Annotated in this window: 21 protein-coding genes; 7 read left to right on the forward strand and 14 right to left on the reverse strand. The window is 73.8% G+C overall.

Features of this window, described 5'->3' with window-relative positions:
- Window positions 1-70: 70 nt before the first annotated feature.
- The 3 genes from ACW14Y_RS36165 to ACW14Y_RS36175 form a co-directional block, all read right to left on the reverse strand.
- Window positions 71-1,714 (reverse strand): outer membrane protein assembly factor BamB family protein, encoded by a 1,644-nt coding sequence (locus tag ACW14Y_RS36165; RefSeq protein ID WP_456984860.1) that lies wholly within the window; start codon window positions 1,712-1,714, stop codon window positions 71-73.
- Window positions 1,715-2,022: 308 nt separating this feature from the next.
- Complete coding sequence (locus tag ACW14Y_RS36170; protein ID WP_456984862.1) at window positions 2,023-3,144, reverse strand: DUF4185 domain-containing protein; 1,122 nt, start codon at window positions 3,142-3,144, stop codon at window positions 2,023-2,025.
- Between the two features lie 222 nt (window positions 3,145-3,366).
- The gene (locus ACW14Y_RS36175) at window positions 3,367-4,071 is read right to left on the reverse strand and encodes a hypothetical protein (RefSeq protein ID WP_456984863.1); all 705 of its coding nucleotides are present in this window, start codon (window positions 4,069-4,071) and stop codon (window positions 3,367-3,369) included.
- Window positions 4,072-4,547: 476 nt separating this feature from the next.
- Here ACW14Y_RS36175 and ACW14Y_RS36180 point away from each other — a divergent pair, with 476 nt between their 5' ends.
- Complete coding sequence (locus ACW14Y_RS36180) at window positions 4,548-4,931, forward strand: hypothetical protein (RefSeq protein ID WP_266272726.1); 384 nt, start codon at window positions 4,548-4,550, stop codon at window positions 4,929-4,931.
- Window positions 4,932-5,037: 106 nt separating this feature from the next.
- Window positions 5,038-5,349 carry a hypothetical protein gene (locus tag ACW14Y_RS36185; RefSeq protein ID WP_380305215.1) on the forward strand — a complete coding sequence of 104 codons (312 nt, stop codon included), beginning with the start codon at window positions 5,038-5,040 and terminating at the stop codon, window positions 5,347-5,349.
- Between the two features lie 41 nt (window positions 5,350-5,390).
- On the opposite strand, the gene ACW14Y_RS36190 is transcribed toward ACW14Y_RS36185, so the two are convergent.
- From ACW14Y_RS36190 to ACW14Y_RS36210, 5 genes are all read right to left on the reverse strand, one after another.
- Window positions 5,391-6,122 (reverse strand): ribonuclease H family protein, encoded by a 732-nt coding sequence (locus ACW14Y_RS36190; protein WP_402722627.1) that lies wholly within the window; start codon window positions 6,120-6,122, stop codon window positions 5,391-5,393.
- Window positions 6,123-6,177: 55 nt separating this feature from the next.
- Window positions 6,178-6,891: an AAA family ATPase gene (locus ACW14Y_RS36195; protein ID WP_456984864.1), complete on the reverse strand. Its 714-nt coding sequence runs from the start codon at window positions 6,889-6,891 to the stop codon at window positions 6,178-6,180.
- Between the two features lie 131 nt (window positions 6,892-7,022).
- Window positions 7,023-7,790 carry a class I SAM-dependent methyltransferase gene (locus ACW14Y_RS36200; RefSeq protein WP_380305220.1) on the reverse strand — a complete coding sequence of 256 codons (768 nt, stop codon included), beginning with the start codon at window positions 7,788-7,790 and terminating at the stop codon, window positions 7,023-7,025.
- An 88-nt stretch (window positions 7,791-7,878) separates the two neighbouring features.
- A complete protein-coding gene (locus tag ACW14Y_RS36205) occupies window positions 7,879-8,133 on the reverse strand; it encodes a ribosomal protein L7/L12 (protein ID WP_380439820.1) in 255 nt (84 codons plus the stop codon).
- 124 nt (window positions 8,134-8,257) lie between these two features.
- Entirely contained in the window at window positions 8,258-8,845 is a 588-nt protein-coding gene (locus ACW14Y_RS36210) for a MarR family winged helix-turn-helix transcriptional regulator (protein ID WP_402722624.1), read from the reverse strand.
- 47 nt (window positions 8,846-8,892) lie between these two features.
- On the opposite strand from ACW14Y_RS36210, the gene ACW14Y_RS36215 reads away from it, so the two are divergent.
- The gene (locus ACW14Y_RS36215; RefSeq protein WP_456984865.1) at window positions 8,893-10,008 is read left to right on the forward strand and encodes a DMT family transporter; all 1,116 of its coding nucleotides are present in this window, start codon (window positions 8,893-8,895) and stop codon (window positions 10,006-10,008) included.
- A gap of 128 nt (window positions 10,009-10,136) precedes the next feature.
- Window positions 10,137-11,036: a spherulation-specific family 4 protein gene (locus ACW14Y_RS36220; RefSeq protein WP_456984866.1), complete on the forward strand. Its 900-nt coding sequence runs from the start codon at window positions 10,137-10,139 to the stop codon at window positions 11,034-11,036.
- Between the two features lie 96 nt (window positions 11,037-11,132).
- Here the strand turns inward: ACW14Y_RS36220 and ACW14Y_RS36225 are convergent, their stop codons facing one another.
- Together ACW14Y_RS36225 and ACW14Y_RS36230 are read right to left on the reverse strand one after the other, a co-directional pair.
- On the reverse strand, window positions 11,133-11,444 hold the full coding sequence (locus tag ACW14Y_RS36225; RefSeq protein ID WP_380390954.1) for a hypothetical protein: 312 nt from the start codon (window positions 11,442-11,444) through the stop codon (window positions 11,133-11,135).
- Window positions 11,445-11,605: 161 nt separating this feature from the next.
- Window positions 11,606-12,391, reverse strand: coding sequence for a GNAT family N-acetyltransferase (locus ACW14Y_RS36230; protein ID WP_380439814.1), 786 nt, complete (start codon window positions 12,389-12,391; stop codon window positions 11,606-11,608).
- Between the two features lie 607 nt (window positions 12,392-12,998).
- Between ACW14Y_RS36230 and ACW14Y_RS36235 the strand changes: the two genes are divergently transcribed.
- The 3 genes from ACW14Y_RS36235 to ACW14Y_RS36245 all read left to right on the forward strand — a co-directional run bounded on the left by ACW14Y_RS36235 (window position 12,999) and on the right by ACW14Y_RS36245 (window position 16,985).
- Window positions 12,999-15,203 carry an elongation factor G gene (locus tag ACW14Y_RS36235; RefSeq protein ID WP_456984867.1) on the forward strand — a complete coding sequence of 735 codons (2,205 nt, stop codon included), beginning with the start codon at window positions 12,999-13,001 and terminating at the stop codon, window positions 15,201-15,203.
- Between the two features lie 339 nt (window positions 15,204-15,542).
- A complete protein-coding gene (gene ypfJ / locus ACW14Y_RS36240; protein WP_380306960.1) occupies window positions 15,543-16,445 on the forward strand; it encodes a KPN_02809 family neutral zinc metallopeptidase in 903 nt (300 codons plus the stop codon).
- 174 nt (window positions 16,446-16,619) lie between these two features.
- Complete coding sequence (locus ACW14Y_RS36245; protein WP_380306958.1) at window positions 16,620-16,985, forward strand: hypothetical protein; 366 nt, start codon at window positions 16,620-16,622, stop codon at window positions 16,983-16,985.
- Between the two features lie 231 nt (window positions 16,986-17,216).
- Here ACW14Y_RS36245 and ACW14Y_RS36250 read toward each other — a convergent pair whose 3' ends face one another.
- The 4 genes from ACW14Y_RS36250 to ACW14Y_RS36265 form a co-directional block, all read right to left on the reverse strand.
- Complete coding sequence (locus ACW14Y_RS36250; protein WP_456984868.1) at window positions 17,217-18,206, reverse strand: hypothetical protein; 990 nt, start codon at window positions 18,204-18,206, stop codon at window positions 17,217-17,219.
- A gap of 103 nt (window positions 18,207-18,309) precedes the next feature.
- Window positions 18,310-19,926, reverse strand: coding sequence for an alpha/beta hydrolase (locus ACW14Y_RS36255; RefSeq protein ID WP_456984869.1), 1,617 nt, complete (start codon window positions 19,924-19,926; stop codon window positions 18,310-18,312).
- 235 nt (window positions 19,927-20,161) lie between these two features.
- A complete protein-coding gene (locus ACW14Y_RS36260) occupies window positions 20,162-20,800 on the reverse strand; it encodes an NAD(P)-dependent oxidoreductase (protein WP_456984870.1) in 639 nt (212 codons plus the stop codon).
- Window positions 20,801-20,859: 59 nt separating this feature from the next.
- On the reverse strand, window positions 20,860-21,807 hold the full coding sequence (locus ACW14Y_RS36265) for an EamA family transporter (protein WP_380439802.1): 948 nt from the start codon (window positions 21,805-21,807) through the stop codon (window positions 20,860-20,862).
- Window positions 21,808-21,838: the final 31 nt, after the last annotated feature.

Raw genomic sequence — 21,838 nt, forward strand, 5'->3', positions numbered from 1 at the left:
TGGGCGTCACGGGGTGTGTCGGGATTCGGCGGGGTGTCCGGAAAGCTGTGGCGGGACCGGACGGACCGGCTCAGGCGGACCGGCCGAAGGCCACCAGGTGGCCGTCCTTGGTGCCGACGAACACCCGCCCGCTGTCCGTCGCCGGGACGGAGAACCTGGTCACCGTGCCGAGCGCGAAGCTGCGCCGCAGCTTGAGCGAGCCGTTGACCGGAAGCGCGTCGTAGACCCGCAGTTCGCCGTTCTGGCCGCCCGGTCCGGTGCCCGAGTAGACCGACCACACCAGGGCCGAGCCGGCCGCCGTCCCGTTGGAGGTGACGACGGGGGAGCCGGAGGCGTAGCCGAAGCCCTCGGGGCTGGTCGCGGCACTGGTCAGCTGGGGGTTCCCGGCGCTGTTCACCGAGTACTTGAGGGCGCGCAGCGAGCCGTAGTTCTCGACCAGGTAGACGTAGCCGCCGTCGCCGCCCCAGACGCCGGCGTGGCCCCAGACGCCCTTGAACGGGCCGGTGGTGCCGATCACGCCGTCGGTGCCGTTGGGGCCCTGGCCCATGCCGCCGAGCCTGTCCCGGTCGAGCAGGAAGATCCGGCCGTCCTTGCCGACCTGCACCATGAGGTGCGGGTGCGCGGCGTTGCCGAAACCGGACGGCAGGGCGACCGGTCCGCCGGAGCCGAGGTCCACGTCGCCGTGGTCCATCTCGCGGTTGTTGGTGGGGCTGAAGAAGTCCCGCGGGGCGAGGCTGCCGTCGCTGTTGACGCCCAGCCGGACGACGGACTCGGCGAAGTGGCCGCCGGGCTTGTCGCCCGGGCCCTTGAGCGGCGAGGAGCCCTCGCCGGCGCCGTTGCCGGTCGCGATGAAGATCCGCCCGGAACCGTCCGAGACCAGGCCGCCGCCGCTCATCCAGACACCCGCGTTCTGCGAGGCGGAGCCGGACTCGGTGGACCAGAGGGTGAGTTTGCGGGTGCTGGTGTTGACGCCCGCGACCGTGCCGACGTACGTGCCGAGCCCGCAGTCCGAGGCGAAGCCGAAGTAGACCGCGCCGTCGAGCAGCAGCAGTCCGGCCCGCTGGGCGGAGGTGCCGGTGTTGAACTGCACCCCGGGGCTGTTCACCGGCGAGCCCGCGACGGTGACCGGCCAGCCGCTGCGCGAGGCGCCCGTGGTGGCGTCCAGCGCGTGCACCGAGAAGTGCGCGCCGCCCTCGCTGGACTTGCTCACCAGGTAGACGGTCTTGGTCGCCTTGTCGTAGACCGGGGTCGAGATGATGCCGGTGCCCGGGGAGAGGCAGGCGCTGGAGGACGCCACCGGGGTGCCGAGCGCGCGCTGCCAGACGATCTTGCCGTCGGCCGCGTTGACGCCGTAGACGTGGTTGGTCGCGGTCGCGACGATCACGGTCGAACCGGCCACCAGCGGTTGGGCGTACACCGCGCCGTCGACGGCGGTCGACCAGCGGCGTCCGAAGTCGGAGCCGGACACCTGGGCGGGCGCGAGGCCGGGTTCGTTGGCGTCCCAGGCGGTGCGCATGGTGTTGACCGAGACGGTCGGGCTGTCGGCCCGGGCGGGGGCCGCGCCGCCGAGCGCGCCGGCGGCGAGGGCCGGGGCGAGCAGCGCGAGGCCGGAGAGCAGGGCCGCCCCGGTGCGCCTCCGCCGGGGGCCCGCCGGCGGCGCCGCGGGGCCCGGTGGCGGGGAGGTCGGACCCTGGGACATCGGACCCTGGGACATCGGACCCTTGGATATCGGCTCCGAGTGCGGTCCGGTGGGCTGCGGTCCGGTGGAGTGGGCGGGTGGGTGAGATCGGCTCATGCGATCCGCCTTGGCTGTCGGGGGGAGTACGGCTGCGGCGCCGTCGCGTCATTCTGCGAACGCCCGCGCCGCACCCGCATCCGCCCGAACCCCGGAGCCCGCCCCGTTCACGCCCCGGGGGGAACGCACTGCGCCGGGCGGCGGCGCCCGGGGCGGGCTCCGGTGCCCGCTCCCCGGCGGCCCGGACCCCGGTACCCGAATCCCGATACCCGATTCCCGATCCCCGGTCAGGACAGCAGGGCGCTGCGGTACTGCATGATCCGGTAGTTGGTCGGGTCGTACCACTGGCTGACGACGATGTGGAAGTTGCCGAACGTGGAGCCGGGGACGACGAAGCCGCCGTACGGGGCGGCGACCAGGTTGCCGATCTCCTGCCCCGGGGTGCCGGGGAGGATCATGGTCTGCTCCAGCGTCCTGGTCAGGTCGGAGGTCGGGAGCGGGAAGACCATCGCCCTGATCGACAGCGGGTCCATGTTGAGCCAGGTGAGGACGTACTTGCCGTCCAGGGCGCGGAAGCACAGCTCGCCCCACTTACGGGTGCCGAAGACGGTGGTCGGGGGCGCGCCCCACCGCCAGCCGCCGTCGAATCCCCACGGCTCGTAGGCGTCCGGATCGCCGAGGCTCTCCTTCCGGACCCGGTGCAGCAGCATGCCCGACCGCACGTCGCGGTTGAAGACCGTGGACAGCACGTAGCAGTAGCCGTCGTCGGCCACGGCGTAGGTCTTCTGCTGGAACTGTCCGCCGTGCAGGTCACCCGGCCACTGGCAGAGGTACTCCCAGGTGTTGCCGTTGTCCGTGGAGCGCCAGAAGTCGGTGTGGTGGGTGTCGTAGATGACGCCGCGCATGAGGTGCATGTACATCACGCCGTCGACGACGAAGGCGTCGGACGGGATCGCCGTGGTGTGCGCGGTGTCGCCGACGGGGTTGTGCGGCTCGTCGACCAGGCTGATGTCGTGGGGAGTGCGGACGACGCTGTCGATGCGGAGGTTGCCGAGGTCCGCGCTGCTGGACCGCAGGCCGACCGGGGCGTTCCAGTCGGGCGCGCCCACCTCGGTGCCGCCGAAGGTGTCGCCGCAGACGAAGAGCATGCTGCCGTCGGGGCAGCGGACGGGGATGCCCAGGTCCGTCCACGGCGCCCCGAACTGCCCGGTCTCGGCCGGGCCGCTGAGGTTCTTCACCTTGACCGTGATCGTCGGGCTGGTCGGGTCGTACGGGCCGTTGGCGACGGCCGCCGGGGCGCCCGCGCCGATGGCGCCCGCCCCCACCGCGACCCCGAGGCCGATCCTCAGGAGCTCGCGGCGGGAGGGGCCGCCGGGGGTCGCTCCGTGTTCGTCCGATGCATGTGTCACAGTGCCGATGGCCCTTCCGGAGAGCCGCGTTCCCGCGGCTGCGAACGGACCGCGGACATCCGGGTGGTGACGGTGACGGTCCGTCACCGAGACTATGGCGCGGGGTGCTCGCCGCATCGGTCGGTGGACGGACCTTCACCCGAACTGAGTAGACCGGGGGCGGTGCACCCCCGAGCGGCCCCGGTGTGTCCTGGACGAGCTGTGTCCTGGACCAGCTGTGTCCTAGACCAGCTTGGACAGGACGAGGGCGAGCGCGCTGGCGGCCGTCGCCTCGGCCGGGGCGTTGACCCCGTCGTCAGGGCTCCGGTCCTTGACCACCTCGACGGAGTAGAGGTGTCCGGAGGAGACGAAGTACACCTCGGGTCGGAAGCCGTCCTTGCGCTCGACCAGGTAGGCCTCCTCGCCGACGCCCGGGAGCGGGGTGAGCTTGTAGTCCGGGTTGGTCCTCAGTCCGGCGAGGACGCTGGGGGAGGTCTCCTGGATGTGGGCGTAGGACTGCGGGGAGCCCCAGGTGCAGCCCCAGACCTCCTTGCCGTCCACCTTGTCGGGGTGGGTGCCCCGGAACGGGCCGGCGGTGCCGACGGCGGCGACGACCTGCGGGGAGGTGAGGAGGGTGCAGGCGTCCGCGGGGCGCTTGGTGGTGCCGGTCGGGGTGGTGGCGGCCGTGGGAGTCGGTGCCGGCGTGGCCGTGGGCGGTGCGGCGGGGGTGGTGGCCGTCGGGCTGTTCGGGGTGCCGGGGGCCGTGCCGGTGGCGGGCGTTGTGGCGGTGCCGGTGCTGCCGGCGGTGCTGGCGCTGCTCGGCGGTGCGGAGGCCGAGGTGGATCCGCCGCCCGAGGACGAGCAGCCGGCCACCGCGACGGCCGCGAGGGCCAGCGCGGGCAGCCAGGTGTACCGGCGGCCGGCCGAGATCGGTGTCCTGCGGTCCATGGAACCCCCTCCGATGGTCGTCCACCGGTGCGGCGGACTGCGTGGTGGCAGGATCCTACGGCCGGGAAGGGGCCGATATTTCCCGTTCCGGCTACGGGAGTTGGACAACCCGGTCACGGGCGGCGGGACAGCTCGGTCACGGGCGGCGGGACAGCTCGGTCACGGGCGCGGAGCCGGCGCCTCCGGAGGCCGGAACGGCGGTCCGGGGCACGGGGGTGGTACGCGCACGTGCGGCCGGGCTCCCGGCGGCGCCGTCGGCCGACCGACTGACCAGGCCGGATGCGGAACCCTTCCATACCAGTGCGGTCGGGTCGCTGTCGAGGACCGGAAGGCGTCTTCCCCGGACGGGTGACGTTCTGGTGAAAGTGGTCATGCCAGGAACGGCGGCCCGGCATCCTGAGCCCGTGATCAGGCGGATCCCGGGACGGGGCGGGTCGCGCGACCAGTGGGACACCTGAGGGACGGAGGCCCTGACAATGAGCACCAACCTGCCGGAGACCGTGGTCGAGGCCCCGGCCGCGCTTCCCGCGCCGCCGAGAGTCGTCGACGATCTGGCCCGCGACCTCACCCATGCGGCCGCCGCGGTCCGGGCCGCGTCCCGGGGCGGCCGGAGCGGAGGGGACCTCGCGGTGGCCGCGTACACCGCGGTGGTGTGCACCGGGCGGTCGGCGGCCCGCGCCCTGGAGGAGGCCGCCGCCTGGTGCCGGCAGGCACCGGAGGCCGAGGTGCATTCGCTGGCCTGGGCGCGCGTCCCCGGCCATCGCGACGACGTCTTCGAGTACCGGGTCACCCTCGCCGTCAGCTTCCCCGACCGGGAGACCGGCGAGCATTCCGGGGACACCCACCACGCCCGGCGCTGACGCCCGGGAAGTCCTCGCAGGAGGGGCCGATCGGCGGGGGCCGGGGGTGGCGGGAGCGGCCGATCGGCGGGGACCGGGCCGGTCGGCCCGTCGTTAGACTCACCCCATGAACACTGGGGGAACGAACGAGCCGGCGCCGGAGGCCCGGGGGCCGGCGACCGAGGACCGCGGTCCGGAGCCGGAGGAGCGCGAACTGTCGACCGGACTGGCCGTGCTGGTCACCGTCCTCGCCGCGGTCTGCGGTGCGCTGGTGGTGCTGCTCGTCCTGCACGGGCTGGGGTGGACGGCTCCCGGCCTCGGCTGGCTGGTCGCCAAGGGCGCCGTGAAGCTCGGCGTCGGCGGCACGGTCGGACTGGTCGCCGCCGTCGGCTGGCTGCGGGCCCGCCGCGCGGAGCGGCGGACGGCGGACGCTGCCTGAGGCGCCCGGGCCGGCCCTGGGACCGGCCCGGGCGCGGGAGTTCAGTCCTGCGCGGCCGTCGCGCACTCCGGGTGACCCCAACCGCCGCCCACCTTGGTGATCCTGTCTCCCTTGGCGTAGGGCCGCGAGCACGGGCAGGTGCCCGGGAAGCGCGCGGACAGCGTCGGAGCGCCGCCCGAGGACCGGCGCTTCGCCGCGGCCGGGGAAGCGGCCCCCGTGCTCCGGGCGCCGCTCCGGGCCGCGCCGCCGCGCGAGGCTCCCCCGCGGGCGGGGCCGCTCGCGGCCGGGTCCGGCACGGGCAGGTCGGCGGCCGTCCCGCCGGCGGCCTCCTGGGTGCGGGCGGCGTCGCTCGCGGCCTTGTCGGCGACGGCGTTCAGCGGGTCGCCGTCCACCTGGTGGGCGGGCACGTAGACGAAGGTGACGTCCCGCCCGTCCAGCAGCTCGTCGATCCGCTGGATCAGCTCCTGGTTGGCGACCGGCTTGCCCGCGGCGGTCTTCCAGCCGTTGCGCTTCCAGCCCTTCAGCCACTTGGTGACCGAATCACGGGTGTAGGTGCTGTCCAGCCGGACCTCCAGCGGCACGGCGGCGTCCGTGGCGGCCAGCAGCCGCTCCAGCGCGGTGAGTTCGCCCACGTTGTTGGTGCTGTGCCCCAACGGTCCGGCCTGCCAGCGCTGCGGCACCCCGGCGCTGTCCGCCACCACGTAGGCCCAGGCCGCCGGGCCCGGGTTTCCCTTGGCCGCCCCGTCACAGGCGGCAATGATTCGGTCGTTCATACGGCGATCATGCCAGGACGGGAGGTGTCCCCCGGACCACGGCGGGCCGCGCGGGCTACGGGGCCTGCCGCGAGGGCGTTCCGGTCCCGTCGGTCGTCGCGGCGGCCGGTGCGTCGCCCGGTGCGCTGCTCGTCCTGTCCCTCGGTACGGCGTCCGGCGCGGCCTCCAGAGCGGCGTCCAGGCGGTCGGCGAGCGTGCGCCACGGGCGGCAGTCGACCACCGGGAGCGCGTACCGGCGGGCCTCGTCGGCGAGCCAGTGCGAGTACCGGGCGCCGACCTCGGCCCGCCCGGTCTGGTCGCCGCCCGCCGGTTCGCGCGCCGCGTAGTTGGCGGCGATCCGGTCCGCGTCGCCCTCGTGCAGGAACACCGCCCGGACGTCCCGGCCCGCCGCCCGCCCGAGCGCGACCGCCCGGGCGCAGACGGCGGGAGTGAGGTAGTCGCCCTCGACCACGGCCGGGACGGGGACGGTCAACCGGTTGCGCACCACGCCCAGCGCGGCCGGCTCCAGTGCTTCGGCGGTGGCGATCTGGAGCTCCAGCACGCGTGCGGGCGGCCAGGTGTCCTCCGGCCGCTCGGGCGCGGTGGGCCCGTCGAAATGGTGCAGGGCCGGGTGCTGTTCGGCGGTGGTGAGCTCCTGGACGGCGGCGACCACGTCGTCGAACTCCACCACGAAGGCGCCCGTCGCCTCGGCGATCCGGGCGGCGGCCACACTCTTCCCGACGCCGGAGGCGCCACCGAGCAGTACGAGTTCCCAGGTCCGTTCCGGCATCCGGTGACACTATCGTGCGGGATCCGGACGGATCATCCGGATTTCGCCGCCCGGCCGACGGTCCACCGGTCGGTCACGCCCGGGCGACGGGTCACTGGTCCGTCACGCCCGGGCGACGGTCGACCGGTCGGTCACGCCCGGGCGGTGAGCACGGGCTGGTAGTACCCGCTGGACTCCGGGCTGTGCCAGGTGATGTCGGTGAAACCGGCCCCGGCGACGAACTCCGTCAACTGCGAGCGCGTCAGCGCCCAGTAGGTGGTCCGGCGGACCCGGACGTCCCAGGTGCTCCCGGCGGGGACGAGCTGGAAGTGCTCCAGGTCGTAGCGCTCACCGTCCTCGTGCCACTGCCAGAGCTGGAAGGTGACCGCCTTCCCGTCGTTCGTCTCCGAGACCTGCGGAGGCGTCGCGGTGGGTCTGGCCCGCCGTGCCTCGTCGTAGTCCCGGACGGTGACCATCAGCAGCCCGTCGTCCCGGAGGACCCGCCTCATCCCGAGCAGCGCCGCCCCGAGGTCCTCGCCGGAGAGCAGGTGCGGCAGCGAGTTGTCCGCGCAGACGATCGCGTCGAAGGCCCCGTCCGCGAACGGCAGTCGGCGCATGTCCGCCGCGGCGGTCGGCAGCCGGCCGCCCCTGGCCGCCGCCTCGGCCGAGGCCCGGGCGGCGGCGGCCGGACTGAGGTCACTGCCGACGACCCGATGCCCGGCCGCGGCCAGCCCGATCGCCTGGGTGCCGATCCCGCACGAGCAGTCCAGCACCCGCTGCGGCCCCGGCCCGAGGCCCCGGCGGACGAACCCGCCCAGCACCCCGGCCTGATGCGCCACGCTCGCGTCCCAGTCCCGGAACATCAGGTGGTAGTCACGGGCCAACTCGTCGTAGAAATCCCGCACGGAGAACTCGGACATGTGCCCGCCCTTGAGTCGTCGAGGTGATGAGGCTCGGCTCGTGGAGAGCGGCGTCGCCCGCGCGTTCCGCCACGAGTGTTTCCAGCAGTTATGCCAGTTGCCGCACTTCGGCCTTGGCCCCCACCTCGACGAGTTCACGGACCATGGCTGCGGCCATCTCCTGTGACACGTCCTCGAGGACGGTTGCCGGAAGACGATCCAGGAGCGACCTGCCCTGCCACAGGCTCAGCCCGGCCCGCCGACGAAGCACCTTCACGACCTCGATCACCCTGGGGCCGAAGTCGGTCAGAACCACCGCGTTGGGCACGTTGTCGCAGATCAGCTGGTAGGAGTAGCCCGCCAAGGTGCCTCCTCGGTCCACGGGTTGGAAAGCAGCCTAGAACGCACGTCCAATGATCCGCAGGCATTATTCGTCCTGGGCCGGGGCCCGGCGATCCGGTCGCCGTGGTGGCCGCCGGGGCGGTTGCTCACGGGTGAGGGCGCTCGGTCGGGGACGGTTCGGGGTGGTCGAGGCGGCGCTGCCAGGTCGTGAGCAGGACCTCCAGGGAGGCGGCCTCTTCGGGGGTGAGGACGCTCAGCAGGCGGTGCTCGTTGCGCATGTGGGCCGTGAAGGCCTCGTCGAAGAGCCGTCGGCCGGCCTCGGTGAGTGCCACCACCCGCCCCCGGCCGTCGGTCTCGCTGCGGCGCCGGGTGACCAGGCCCGCCCGTTCCAGCCGGTCGACCCGCTTGGTCATGGCGCCGGTGGTGACCATGGTGTGGGCGGCGAGCTCCCCGGGGGCCCGCTCGAACGGCGCGCCCGCCCGGCGGAGTGCGGCGAGGACGTCGAACTCGCCCTCGCCGAGGCCGTAGCGGCCGTAGACCAGGCAGAGTTCCTCGGTCAGCCGGCCGGACAGGCGGTGCAGCCGTCCGATCACCGCCTGCGGGGAGACGTCGAGGTCGGGCCGTTCCCGGCGCCACTCGGCCTGGATGGTCGCCACGTGGTCGGTGGTCGTGCTGTTGGTGGTCGCGGGGGTGGCTGCTGCGGGAGTGGCGGGGCCGGTGGGGGTGGGTGCCATGGCTCCATCCTAGGGCAGTAGCTTCTGTGGAAGGTATATTGTCTTCCATGGAAGCCAGTTTTCGGTGGGTGCTGCTGACCGCCGTCGCGCCGGTGGCATGGGGCGCGAACTACTACGTCACCCGCGAGTTCCTCCCGGCGGACCGTCCGCTCTGGGGAGCCGCCCTGCGGGCCCTGCCCGCCGGACTGCTGCTGTTCGCGCTGCGCCCGCGCCGGCCGCGGGGGGCCTGGTGGTGGCGGACGGCCGTCCTCGGGTTGCTCAACACGGCGGGATTCTTCGTCCTGCTCTACATCGCCTCGCAGTCCCTGGCCACCAGCGTCGCCTCCACCGTGATGGCGGCCTCGCCGCTCGCGATGCTGCTCCTGGCCTGGGTGCTGACCGCCGCCCGCCCCGCCCGGGCGCACCTGCTCGGCGCCCTGGTCGGCCTGGCCGGTGTCGGGCTGATGCTGCTGACCAGGAGCGATCCGGTCAGCCTGCCGGGCCTGGCCGCCTCGGCGGCGGCGATGCTGGTCTCCTCGCTCGGCTACGTCCTGGCCGCCCGGTGGCGCGAAGGGGCGGACGTCCTCGCCACCACCGCCTGGCAACTGCTGGCGGGCGGGCTGGTCCTGCTGCCCCTGGCCGCGGTGTTCGAGGGCCCGCCCGCGGTGCCCGTCGGGCGCGAGCTGGCGGCCTTCGGTTATGTCGCGGTGGTGGCGACCGCGCTGGCCTTCGCCGCCTGGTTCGTGGGCCTGCGCCGGCTGCCGGCGGGCACCGTCGGGCTGCTGGGGCTGCTCAATCCGCTGACCGGTGTGCTGCTCGGCACCGTGGTGGCGGGCGAGCGGCTCGGCCCGCCGCAGTTCGCCGGACTGCTGCTGGTGCTGGCGGGGGTCGCGCTCGGCCGTCCGCGTGGCGGTGCGGAGGGTGGTTCGGGCGGCGGCTCGGGGGGTGCCCCGGAGGGCGTTCCGGAGGGCGTTCCGGAGGGTGTTCCGGAGAGCCGCCCGGGGGGTTGCCCGCTCGGGCGTGTCGCGGCGGCGGGTGTGGCCGGAGGCGGTGGGAGCGGCACCGGTGACGGTGGTGGCAGCCGTGGCAGGAGTGCTGGGGGTGACCCCGAGTGGCATCGGTGCTTGCGCGAACTTCCTTGCGTTCACCAGAAGTTGGTCACCCGGTGCGGATCGGACCGGTAGGAATGGGAGCGCCCGACCCGGCCGGGGCGGGTGGAGGGGACGGGGCGCGAGGGGCTGGACGGACCGTGCCCGGGCGCCGCGGGGGGTGCCCCCTCCGGTTTTCCTGTCTTCTGCGAGCAAGGGACCCGATGCGTTCGTTCACCAAGACCCTGCCCGTCCTGCTGGCCGGCGTGGCGCTCACCGCAGCCGCGCTGGCGTCCCCCAGCGGGGCCGACGCGGCGACCGCCGAAAGACCCCACGGTCTGGAGGTCGCCGTTCCGGCCTACGTCCTTCCCGGCGAGCCCATGCTGACCGCTGCGGCGAGCGCCCACCCTGCACCGTCGATCGTCGTCCTCAACCCGTCCAACGGCTACGCCCCCTTCGACGCGGCCTGGCAGGCGCAGGCCGACGCGCTGCGCGCCGGGGTCACCGCGCACGGCACCGCCACCCGGGTGCTGGGCTACGTCGACACGGGCCACGGTTCGCTCCCGCTGTCCGCCGTCCGCGCGGTCGTCGACAACTACCTGAGGACGGCCGACCACCGGCTGCACGTCGACGGCATCTTCTTCGACCAGACCGGGCGCGACTGCGGCCCCGGCAACACCGTCCGCGACTACTACGCGGACCTGCGCCGCTACGTCCAGGAGACCGTCTACGCCGTCGCCCCGCAGGCCCAGGACCTGGTGGTGAACAACCCCGGTACCGCCGTCGCCGACTGCTACCTCGAACTCGGCCACCGCACGGCCGATGTCTTCGTGACCTTCGAGGGCGACTACGACGACTACACCGGCGCCTGGTTGGGCGGCAACGTCTTCAACGCCACCGCGGGCTACTACTCCGGCGCGGCCCTCGACGCCAGCGGCACGGCCTTCTGGCACCTGGTGTACGACACCCCGGACCGGGCCGCGATGCGCACCGCCCTCGACGCCGCCTTCACCCGGGGCGCCGGCTACGTCTACGCCACGGACGACGCGCTGCTGGTGCCCTGGGACGACGCCCCGGGCTGGGGCTTCGCCGCCGAGACCGGGTACGCGGCCGCGAAGGGCTGACGGGCACCGGCCGGCCGGTCCGGTCGAGGTTGCCCCGGCCGTTCTCGTGGCTCCGGCCGCTCCCGCAGGGGCCTCCGTGCCCCTGCGGGAGCGGCCTCAGTACTCCCGGTCCCGACGGGCGGCGGTGGCGGTCCAGGAGATCGTGATCACGACCGCGAGTGCCAGCAGGACGGCGCCGAAGCCGATCGCCGTCCAGCCACCGCTGGTCAGACCGTCCAACTGCTCCTGGTAGGTGGTGTCATGAGGTTCCGGCATGCCGTCACCGAAGGAGCCCTTCACCTGGACGTGGCAGACGTCGCCGGGTGACATGGGCCGGCCGTAGCAGGTGGGTTCGGCGCTGTTGAGCTTGTCGACGCCCATGAGGACCAGGCCGACACCGGCGATCAGCAGGACGAGTGGGATCAACATATGGAGAGCCTCCCCGGATTCCGCCGACCCCGCCGACCCCGCCGACCCTGTCGTCTCCGCGCAGCTGTGGCGGGCGGCCGGTGCGTGCGCACACGCGCTTCGACGCGCCGGAGGCCCGGGGCGGTTCCGTTCGGGGACGGTGCTGCGAGGGTGCGGGGTACTCAGTGCAGGGGGACGGCGTAGACGGGTTCCGGTCCGAAGGCCGTGAAGCCGGTCCTGCGCAGGATCGGGCCGGACGTGGTGCTGTTGGCCTTGACCAGGGCCATCGTCGCGCCGTGCGTCGCGGCGTAGGAGAGCCGGGCGGCGAGCACCGCGCGGTAGACGCCCCGGCCCCGCCAGGGCGGTGCGACCACGCCGCCGGTCAGCCGCGCTACCCCGTCCACGACCGAGACGCTGCCGCAACCGGCCGGTTCACCGTCCACGTAGGCGACGACCGTGCCGCCCTCGCCGGCCGGAAGGGACTTCGCGACCTTCGCCGAGGTCGCTTCGATCCGCTCCTCGGGCGGGAGCGTGCCGCCGAACCCGGTGACCTCGACCGCCGCCGCGTCCCGGGCCGTCGCGAGGTCCGTCGCCCAGCGGAGCGACACGTCCACCGTCGGCGGCCGCAGCGGGGGCGCGCCGGCGCTCAGGTCCGCGGCCAGGAGCTCCAGGCCGAGCTTCACCCGCCCGCCCCGGGCCGCGAGTTCGGCGGCCAGACCGGCCGGGGAGCCGACCAGCACCTGCCAGTCCAGGATCGGCGGCCCGAAGGCGCGGGCGCGGTCGAGGACGGCGTCGACGGCCGCGGGGAGCGGTCCGGCCGGGGTGAAGGAGACCACCGAGAGGTCGAAGGCGACGTGCTCGGGCAGTCGCAGGATCGTGTACTCGGCGGTCTCGACCACCTCGGCGTCGTCCGGCTTCCACACCCAGGCCGCACCGGCGGCGGCGACGTCGGTCGTTGAAAGACTCATGCGGCGGAGCCTAGGTGTCCCGGTCGGTGCGTACGCGGTGCTGTTGCGGAATCAGGACCCGGCTGTCACACGGTCGGTGCGCCGCCGGTCGGGAGGCAGGGTGAATCGGGAAAACCACGTGACCCGGCGGCGGTCCGCTCCCTACACTCGGCCTCCAGAGACGCACCGCCGTGGTTCCGGTGGCGGTGCGCGCCGTGATGAGCAGAGGGAGGACCGGTCGTGCGACACCGCACCGCTGCCGTCGTCCCCTCGTCCCGGTACGAGGTGATCCTGGTGTCCTCGTCCCTCCGGTGCCCGCTGCGCGGCCGGCACCGGATCCGCGCGACGCATCGCTGACCTCGGGTCGCACCTCCGGTCGTCCGCCGCCTTCCGGCTCCTCTGCCCTCCTGTCCCGTTCTGCCCGTCCGAGTGCCCTGGTCCCCGTGTGTCCTGGGTGCTGCATGTTCGGGTGCCCGATCGCCCGCATGCCCGTGTTGACCGGGGCGGTGGCGGTGGTCGGGGCGGGTTCGTGGGTGGAGCGGAGGGGGCGGGGCCGGCCGGGCCGGGCGTGTCGTCGCCGCAATCGCGCCGCCCCAGCACCTCGCTCCACCTCGAAAGGCACCGGGCCATGCGCACCGACGTCCGCCGTACGCACAACGCCGTCACCACCACCACCGCCAGCACCGCCGCTGCCGCCGCCGTCCTGGCCGGCATCAGCACCGTCCGCAACCTGGGCATCCTGGCCCACGTGGACGCGGGCAAGACCACCGTCACCGAGCGGATCCTCTTCCTGGCCGGCGAGACCTACAAGCGCGGCGAGGTCCACGACGGGACCACCGTCACCGACTGCCACCCGCAGGAGCGCGAACGCGGCATCACCATCTTCGCCGCCGCCGTCAGCTGCCTCTGGGACGGCCATCGGATCAACCTCATCGACACCCCCGGGCACGTCGACTTCGCCGACGAGGTCGAACGCTCGCTGCGGGTGCTGGACGGGGCGGTCGCGGTTTTCGACGCCGTCGCCGGGGTGGAGCCGCAGAGCGAGAGCGTCTGGCGCCAGGCCGACCGGCACGGCGTGCCCCGGATCGCCTTCGTCAACAAGATGGACCGGGCCGGCGCCGATCTGGACGCGGCCGTCGCCTCCATCCGCGACCGGCTGCATCCGGTGCCGCTCGCCGTCCAACTGCCCGTCGGACGGGAGGGCGACTTCACCGGCGTCGTCGACCTGCTGACGATGCGTGCGCTGACCTGGGACGACGGCCCGGGGCGGGACGGCCTGCGGGAGGGGCCGGTACCGGAGGAGCTCCGGGCCGAGGCCGAGCACCGGCGCCGACGGCTGGACGAGGCCGTGGCCGGGCTCCATCCGGCCGCACTGGAGGAGTACTACGAGCACACGGCGCTCTCCACCGCGACCCTGGCCGCCGCGCTGCGGGACCTCACCCACAGCGGCGAGGCCGTGGTCGTGCTGTGCGGATCGGCCTACCGCAACCGTGGTGTCGAACCGCTGCTGGCCGCCGTCACGGCCTACCTGCCCTCGCCGCTGGACGTCCCGGCGGTGCGCGGATCCGCCGTGGGTGCGGCGGGCTCCGGCGGTGCGGCGGGCACTGGGGGCCCGCAGGGTGCGGACGGTGCGGAGAGCTCGCAGGGCGCCGAGGTGGAGCGGGCCGCCGATCCCGCCGGGCCGCTCACCGCGCTGGTGTTCAAGGTGAACGTCACCGCCTCCGGCCGTCTGACCTACCTGCGCCTCTACACCGGAACACTGCGAAAGGGGGACACCGTGCTGGACGCCACGACCGGCCGCACCGAACGGATCGCCCGGATCCTGCGGGTGCAGGCCGACAGCCACACCGAGACGGACTCGGCGGTCGCCGGGGACATCGTCGCGGTGATCGGGGTCAAGGCCGCGCGTACGGGCGCCACGCTCTGTGCGCCCGGCTCGCCGCTGGTCCTCGAACCACCCGTCACCGCCGAGCCGGTGGTGACGGTGGCGGTCGAGGCGCGGCGCTCGGTCGACACCGACCGGCTCGCCGTCGCGCTGGCCCGGCTCGCGGAGGAGGACCCGTCGCTGGTCGTCCGCACCGATCCGGAGACCGGGCAGCGGGTGCTCTCGGGCCTGGGCGAACTGCACCTGGAGGTGGCGGTGGAGAAGATCCGCCGTGACCACAACGGTCTGGAGGTGACCGTCGGCCGCCCGCAGGTCGCCCATCGGGAGACGGTCGAACGCGGAGTCACCGGCCACGTCCACCGTCATGTCAAACAGGACGGCGGCGCCGGCCAGTTCGCCCAGGTCGTGATCGACGTGGCGCCGCTGGACGGACCGGTCGGCGCGCAGGAGGGCGGGGGCTTCGTGTTCGCGTCCACCGTGACCGGCGGGAGGGTGCCGAAGGAGTACGTCCAGGCGGTCGAGGCCGGCTGCCGGGACGCGCTCGCCGAGGGCCCGCTGGGCGGCCACCCGGTCACCGGCCTGCGGGTCACCCTGACCGACGGGGCCACCCACAGCAAGGACTCCTCGGACCTCGCCTTCCGCACCGCCGGGCGGACGGCGCTGCGGGACGCGCTGCGCGCCTGCCGGATGGTGCTGCTGGAACCGGTCGTCGAGGTGACGGTGACCGTGCCGCAGGAGGCGGTGGGCGGGGTCCTCGGTGACCTCGCCGCGCGCCGGGGCCGGGTCCAGGGCTCGGACCCGCACGGCGCGGCGGCGGCGGTGACGGCGGTCGTGCCGCTGGCCGAGCTGTTCGGCTACGCGACCGCCCTGCGCAGCCGCACCCAGGGCCGGGGCACGTTCACCACCCGTCCGTCCGGGTACGCCCCGGCACCGGCCGCCGCCCGGTAGCCGCAAGCCGCAAGCCGCAAGCCGGTAGCCGGTGGGCGGCCCGGTGGGCGGGCGGTGCCGCCGGACCCGCCTCGGGGTGGGTCCGGCGGCACCGCCGGCGCAGCAGCGGGCGGGTGTCGTGCGGGTGTGTGGCGTGGGAGCGTGGCGCGCGGGTGGTGGCGGGCCGGGCTGCGCCGGTCGGTCCGTTCGGCGGTTCCCTGCCCGTGGAGGGTGGGGAACCGCCTCTGACCTGCGCGTCCTTCCTCGGCGGTGGCAGGCCGAGCGGTTAGCGTGGCCGGGCGGCCGAGGTCGGTCGCGCGGCGTCGTGGGGCGCCGTCGGCACGACCAGGGACGGCAGGCATGCAGTTCGACGATCAGGGCGACCTCGACACCTCGCAGGTCGACGACCGGCGCCGCATCCCCGGCGGGAAGGTCGCTGTCGGGGGCGGCGCGGCCGGTCTGATCGCCGTCCTGATCGCGGTGCTCTTCGGTGTCGACCCGAGCGTCCTCGGGCTTTCCGACAGCCCGGGGGACACGGGCGCCGGGTCCGGCCGGGGCACCACGGCGGGCGAGGTGCAACAGGTCTGCCGGACCGGTGCCGATGCCAACAGCCGCCAGGACTGCCGGATCGTCGCCGTCACCAACAGCCTCCAGGACTACTGGGGCGGCCAGTTGCCCCGGTCCGGTGTGGCCTACCGCCCCGCCGAGACGGTCCTGTTCACCGGACGGGTGTCCACCGGCTGCGGCGCGGCGAGCTCGGCGGTCGGCCCGTTCTACTGCCCGGCCGACCGGCGGGCCTACTTCGACCTCGGCTTCTTCGACGAGCTGGCCACCCGCTTCGGGGCCTCCGGCGGCCCGTTCGCCGAGGCCTACGTCGTCGCGCACGAGTACGGGCACCACATCCAGAACCTGACCGGCACCATGCAGAAGGTCGGCCGCGACCGGCAGGGCGCCAACAGTGCCTCGGTGAAGCTCGAACTCCAGGCGGACTGCTACGCCGGCGTCTGGGCGCACCATGCCACCACCACCCCGCAGGCCTCCACCGGACGGCCGCTGATCCGCACCCTGACCGACCAGGACATCGCTCAGGGCCTGGACGCGGCGGCGGCCGTCGGTGACGACCGGATCCAGAAGCAGTCGACCGGCCGGATCGACCCGGACACCTGGACCCACGGTTCCTCGGACCAGCGCAAGGCCTGGTTCACCGCCGGCTACCGCTTCGGCGACCCGGCCCGCTGCGACACCTTCGCGACGCCGAGCTGACCCGGGCTCCCGGCCGTGCGCCGCCGGCCGTGCGCTCCCGGCGCTGCGTCCCGGCGCTGTGTCTCGGCCCCGTGCGACCCTGTCATCTGTCAGGGACCGCTGCGGGCGGTGGCTTCCTACGCTGCTGGACACCGGCCGAATCCGGGCCGGACCGGCAACCGGAAGAGAACCACTATGCGCAAGATCATGCACACCTTCGCCGCACTCGCCCTCGCGGCGGCCGCTGTCACCACGATGGGCAGCTCCGGCGCCCAGGCGGCCGACGGCTCCTGGGACGGGTGTCCGTACGGGGCGGTCTGTATCTACCCCCAGGACTCCGACACCAGCCGGCCGCCGACCGATGTCTTCTACAGCTACGGCCCCCACAACCTCCACAACCAGTACGGCTGGCACTGGGTGCTCAACAACCAGTCCGGCGGAGCCCACGCCCACCTGTGCACCGGCTACAACGGTGGCGGCTGCGGCTACGACATCGCTGCCCAGGCCGGCGTCTACGCCGACCTCGGCCCGATCAACTCCATCACCCTGGACCGCCCCTGAGCCCCTGAGCCCCTGAGTCCGAGAGCCTGAGTCCCTGATCTCGTCTCTGGGGCGGCGGGCCGCCGCCAGTGCTCGCCGTGCGCGCCGTCGCCGGGTCCTCCGGGGGAGACCCGGCGACGGCGGTCGCGACCGGGGTCGGGGTCGGGTCAGGGGTGGGGCGAGGCCCGGTTGCCGGTGGACGGGGTGGCCGTCAGCGGCGCCCCGCCGGTGGGGCCGGGACGCGCGGGGTGGTCAGCTGTACCACCCGTGCTCGATCTGCTGCTGCTTGCCGAAGGTGAACAGGTCGATCCGGTTCGGGCCCCAGGAGACGGCACCCACGGTCGGAACGCCGACGCTCCCGAGGTCGTCCCACTGGTCCCAGCCGGTGGAGTCGTAGGAGAGCTGCCAGATGTGGTTGTCGGCGATCGGGGCGAAGACGTCCAGACGCCCGATCCCCCGGGAGGAGATCGCCGGCCTGCCGTCGGTCCGCGCGGCGAGGGTCTCCCAGCCGGCCCAGGCCCCGTTGCTGTACCAGTTGTGGCGCAGTCGGCCGTCGGTGGCGCGGCCGACGACGTCGATGCGGCCGGGGCCCCAGGAGACGGCGGCCGGGGAGCTGACGGCCTCGGTGCCGATGCTTCCCCACTGCGTCCAGGTGCCGTTGCTGTACGAGCGGTGGAGCAGGGACCCGCCATTGGTGATGAAGAGGTCGAGCTTGCCGAGGCCCTGGGAGGAGACGGCCGGGTTCACCGTCGTCAGACCTTCGCTGAGGTCCTCCCAGGTGTACCAGGTGCCGTTGTCGTACCAGCGGTGAACCAGGTGGAAGCTGCTGGCGTCCGTGCCGACGACGTCGATACGGCCGGGCCCCCAGGAGGTGGCGGACACGTTGCCGGTCAGGTTGCCGCCGAGCGGTTCCCAGGGATTCCAGGTGCCGTTGTCGTACCAGCGGTGCCAGAGGCCGTTGTCCCCGCCGACGACGAACAGGTCGAGTCGGCCGGCGGCCCAGGAGGACACGGTCGGGGCGCTGAGGGCGTAGCCGCCGAGGTCCTGCCAGCCGGACCAGCCGGCGGCAAGGGTGGCATTGGTCGCGGGGTCGAGGTTGCTGGTCGGTGCGGGTGCGGGTGCGGGTGCGGGTGCGGGTGAGGCGGCGGCGGGCGCGGCCGAGGCTGCGGCCGGAGCGAGTGCCGCTGTGCCGAGCAGTGCGAGCACAGCCGCGAGGAGTACGGACAGTGGACGTCGTGGCATTCTTCCAAGCCCCCCTTGGATGATGGACAAGTAGCTGTTCGATCAAAGTAGTTGGTGATGTCGGTACAAACCAGAGGGGGTTGGGGGGAGGGCCGGGAGAGCGTCAGGAGGTGGTGGGGGAGGGGCAGGTGAGGTCGCCGGCGGGGGTCGCGCCGGTCAGGAGGTAGGACTCGACGGCGCTGCGGACGCAGGGATTGGGGCCGGGGTACTGACCGTGGTCGCCGTTGTCGGCGACGGTCACCAGGTGGGAGCCGCGCAGGGCCCGGTGGGCGGAGAGGGCGGCTTCGTAGTACGTCGCGGGGTCGTGCACCGAGTTGAGCATCAGGGTGGGCGGCAGGCCCGCGCCGGTGACCCGGACCCGGGGCGCGGTCGCGGTCGGGGGCGGTGTCGGCCAGGAGGCGCAGACGGCGGCGAAGGCGAGGGTGCGGGCCCCGACCAGCGGCCAGCGGGCGGCGTTCTCGGTACCCCGGGCGGTCCAGAGGGAGAGGTCTCGGGTCCAGGGGGTGTCGCCGCAGGTGACGGCGAAGAATTCGGCCAGGAACTCCGGGCTGAGGTAGTCGCCGAAGACCCGCCGGGCGGTGGTGCGGGCGGCCGGGTCGGCGGCCGGCCAGTCGTCGAGTGCGGTCAGCGCGGTGGCCAGCAGGGTGAAGCCGTTGTTCTCGCGGTAGATGCCCTGGATGGTGCCGTTGTCCAACTGGTTCGGCCCGAGGGTGAGTTGGCCGTCGACGATCGGGTTCTCGCGCAGCGCGGCGCGGCGGGCCTCCCAGCGGGCCTTCACCTCGGCGGGGGTCGTGCCGTAGTGGTAGGTGGCGTCGCGGGCGGCGAGCCACGGCAGGAAGTCCTCCTCGAAGCGCCGCTGGAAGCTCATCGGCTGGCCCAGCTGGAACCGCTCCCAGGTGCCGTCGAAACCGATGTTGCTGTCCAGCACCATCCGCTCGATCCGGTGCGGGAAGAGGGTCGCGTAGTAGGCGCCGATCATGGTGGCGTAGGACGGCCCGTAGTAGCTGATCCGGCGCTCGCCGAGGAGAGCGCGCAGCAGGTCGATGTCCCGGGCGGTCTGTTCGGTGGTCAGGAAGGGCAGCAGGCCGCCGCTGCGCTGCTCGCAGCCGGTGGCGAGGGCGGCCGAGTTGGCGATCACGCGGGCGCGGTCGGCCGGCGTGTCGTCGCGGAAGTCCCCGGCGAAGAAGGAGCGGAACTCCTCGGGGGTCTGGCAGACGGCCCGGGTGCTGTGGCCGACGCCGCGCTGGTCGAAACCGATGATGTCGTAGGAGGCGCCGAGGGCGGGGGCGTTGCGCACGTGGTCGGCCGGGCGGAGCAGCCCCTGGCCGCCGGGGCCGCCCGCAGCCGTGAGCAGGGTGCCGATCCGCCGGGCCGGATCGGTCGCGCGGTGCCGGGAGACCGCGACGGTGATGTCCGGACCGCGGCCCGGATGGTGCCAGTCCCTGGGTGCGGTCATGGTGGCGCACTCCAATGTGGCCTCCTCCGCACAGGTCTGCCAGGTGAGTTGCTGGTGGGCGTAGCGGGCGGGGACGGCGAGGGTGGTCGCCCCGGTGGGCGCCGCGACGGCGCCGGCGGTGCCGGTCGCGGAGGCGAGGGTGAGGAGGGCGAGCAGTGCGGCGGTGCGCCGGCCGAATGCGGTGCGGCGGGTGCGGGCGGTTCGGCGGGCGGAGGCGCCGGTGGTGGGGGTGCTGGCGGTACGGATCAGGTCTCGTGTGGTCATGGCACGATCCTGGCGGTCGGATCGATCGTGGTCGATCAGGCACGCACCCGTCTTTCCGGTGGTGCCTGCACCACCTCGACCCGGTGGCCCAGTACAGCCTCAGCGCCCGCCAGAGTCACGGTCCCATACGGCAGTTGACGTGACGTCATGCCTCTCCGCCCGAAGCACCCCATCGTGTCGGTGATGGGGCGTTTCGGGCGGAGAGGGCGGGGGGAGGCATGCCGGTGGGCGGCACTCAGTAGCCGGCGGTGAAGCGGGTGCGGCGGTGGGCGGGCCGCTCGGCCTCGTCGAGGAGGGCGACGGCGAGGTCCTCCATGGAGATGGTCGAGGTGCCGTCGGCGGCGACGAGGAGTTCGTCGCGGCCGAGCCGGAAGAGTCCGGTGCGCTCGCCCGGTGCGAGGAGGGCGGAGGGGCTGAGGTAGGTCCAGTCGACCTCGGTCTCGGCGAGGTAGAGGGAGAACTGCTCGCCGCAGGCGTTGGCGATGGGCAGCAGGCCTGCGGGGAAGTCCGGGGACTCGGCGAGGGTGACGCCGTCGCCACCGGGCAGGGTGAGACTTCCGGCGCCGCCGACGACCAGCAGTCGGACGCCGGTGCCGGCCAGTCCGGCGAGCAGGCCCTTGGTGGCGACGGCCAGTTCGTCCTCCCGCCCGGGGGCCGGGCGGGTGGCCGTGACCAGCAGGTCCTGGCCGGCGGCGAGGCGGCGGACGTCCTCGGGGTCGCGGGCGTCCCCGGTGGCGATCCGGACGGTGGCGGGGAACGGGTGCGGGCGGTGCGGGTCGCGCAGCACGGCGGTGACCTGGTGGCCGCGGGCGACGGCCTCGGCCACGACTCGGCTGCCGACGTTGCCGGTGGCGCCGAAGACGGTGATGTTCATGGGTGGTTCTCCTTGGGCCGGGTCGGGAACGAAGGGAAGGAGGTGGTGCGGCCGCTCGGTCAGGCGGACTGGTGGGTGCGGTCGTTGGCCGGTCGACCACTGTCGTCGGAGGGTACGCCGACGGGCGGGCCGGTCACCGTCCTCGACGGGGTGCGCGGGCGCTGGGTCTGGGCGGCGACCAGGGAGCCGAGCACGATCAGCGCGCCGAGGGCCTGGACGGGCGAGAGGTCCTGGCCGAGGACGAGCCAGCCGAGGGCGGTGGCGACCACCGGGCTGAGCAGCCCGAGGAAGGTGACCGAGGTCGGAGGGAGGGCGCGGATGCCGCGGAACCAGAGCGCGTACGCGACGGCCGCGCCGATGAGGCTCAGGTAGCCGTAGCCGAGCAGGTTGGCGCCGGTGAGGTGGGACGGAGGCGGTCCCTCGACCAGGAAGGCGACCGGGAGCAGCAGCAGGCCGCCGGCGGTGAGCTGCCATCCGGTGGTGGCGAGCAGTGGCGCCGGTGACGTCCAGCGCTTGGAGAGGACGACGCCGGTCGCCATGACCACCGCGCCGCCCAGTGCGGCCACGATGCCGAGGGCGTCCAACTGGGCGCCGGCACGCAGGACCAGCAGGCTGACGCCGGCCACCCCGGCTATGCCGGAGAGGAGGGTGCGAAGGGAGAGCCGGTCGCCGAGCAGGGCGGCCGAGAGGCCGGCGGCGATCAGCGGCTGTACGGCGCCGACGGTGGCGGCGACCCCGCCGGGGAGGCGGTAGGCGGCGACGAAGAGGAGGGCGAAGAAGGCGCCGATGTTCAGGGCGCCGAGGACGAGCGAGCGCCACCACCAACTGCCGGTCGGCAGGCGGCGGGTGAGGGCGATCAGCAGCAGCCCGGCGGGCAGGGCGCGGAGCACGCCGGCGAGCAGCGGGCGTCCCGGCGGCAGCAGTTCGGTGGTGACGAGGTAGGTGGAGCCCCAGATGGCGGGGGCCAGGGCGGTCAGCAGCACGACGGCGAGTCGATTCCTTAGCACTAAGCCAATATATCTCAGCGCTAAGGAATAT

The organism is Kitasatospora sp. cg17-2 (assembly GCF_054031055.1).

Excerpts from the sequence above, each read along its gene's own strand:
- ACW14Y_RS36175 (WP_456984863.1), bottom strand. The coding sequence starts at position 4,071 with ATGGACCGCAGGACACCGATCTCGGCCGGCCGCCGGTACACCTGGCTG.
- ACW14Y_RS36165 (WP_456984860.1), bottom strand. The coding sequence starts at position 1,714 with ATGTCCCAGGGTCCGATGTCCCAGGGTCCGACCTCCCCGCCACCGGGC.
- ACW14Y_RS36195 (WP_456984864.1), bottom strand. The coding sequence starts at position 6,891 with ATGCCGGAACGGACCTGGGAACTCGTACTGCTCGGTGGCGCCTCCGGC.
- ACW14Y_RS36255 (WP_456984869.1), bottom strand. The coding sequence starts at position 19,926 with ATGACCACACGAGACCTGATCCGTACCGCCAGCACCCCCACCACCGGC.
- ACW14Y_RS36215 (WP_456984865.1), top strand. The coding sequence starts at position 8,893 with ATGGAAGCCAGTTTTCGGTGGGTGCTGCTGACCGCCGTCGCGCCGGTG.
- ypfJ (WP_380306960.1), top strand. The coding sequence starts at position 15,543 with ATGCAGTTCGACGATCAGGGCGACCTCGACACCTCGCAGGTCGACGAC.
- ACW14Y_RS36225 (WP_380390954.1), bottom strand. The coding sequence starts at position 11,444 with ATGTTGATCCCACTCGTCCTGCTGATCGCCGGTGTCGGCCTGGTCCTC.
- ACW14Y_RS36245 (WP_380306958.1), top strand. The coding sequence starts at position 16,620 with ATGCGCAAGATCATGCACACCTTCGCCGCACTCGCCCTCGCGGCGGCC.
- ACW14Y_RS36180 (WP_266272726.1), top strand. The coding sequence starts at position 4,548 with ATGAGCACCAACCTGCCGGAGACCGTGGTCGAGGCCCCGGCCGCGCTT.
- ACW14Y_RS36200 (WP_380305220.1), bottom strand. The coding sequence starts at position 7,790 with ATGTCCGAGTTCTCCGTGCGGGATTTCTACGACGAGTTGGCCCGTGAC.
- ACW14Y_RS36250 (WP_456984868.1), bottom strand. The coding sequence starts at position 18,206 with ATGCCACGACGTCCACTGTCCGTACTCCTCGCGGCTGTGCTCGCACTG.
- ACW14Y_RS36190 (WP_402722627.1), bottom strand. The coding sequence starts at position 6,122 with ATGAACGACCGAATCATTGCCGCCTGTGACGGGGCGGCCAAGGGAAAC.
- ACW14Y_RS36210 (WP_402722624.1), bottom strand. The coding sequence starts at position 8,845 with ATGGCACCCACCCCCACCGGCCCCGCCACTCCCGCAGCAGCCACCCCC.
- ACW14Y_RS36230 (WP_380439814.1), bottom strand. The coding sequence starts at position 12,391 with ATGAGTCTTTCAACGACCGACGTCGCCGCCGCCGGTGCGGCCTGGGTG.
- ACW14Y_RS36235 (WP_456984867.1), top strand. The coding sequence starts at position 12,999 with ATGCGCACCGACGTCCGCCGTACGCACAACGCCGTCACCACCACCACC.
- ACW14Y_RS36260 (WP_456984870.1), bottom strand. The coding sequence starts at position 20,800 with ATGAACATCACCGTCTTCGGCGCCACCGGCAACGTCGGCAGCCGAGTC.
- ACW14Y_RS36185 (WP_380305215.1), top strand. The coding sequence starts at position 5,038 with ATGAACACTGGGGGAACGAACGAGCCGGCGCCGGAGGCCCGGGGGCCG.
- ACW14Y_RS36220 (WP_456984866.1), top strand. The coding sequence starts at position 10,137 with ATGCGTTCGTTCACCAAGACCCTGCCCGTCCTGCTGGCCGGCGTGGCG.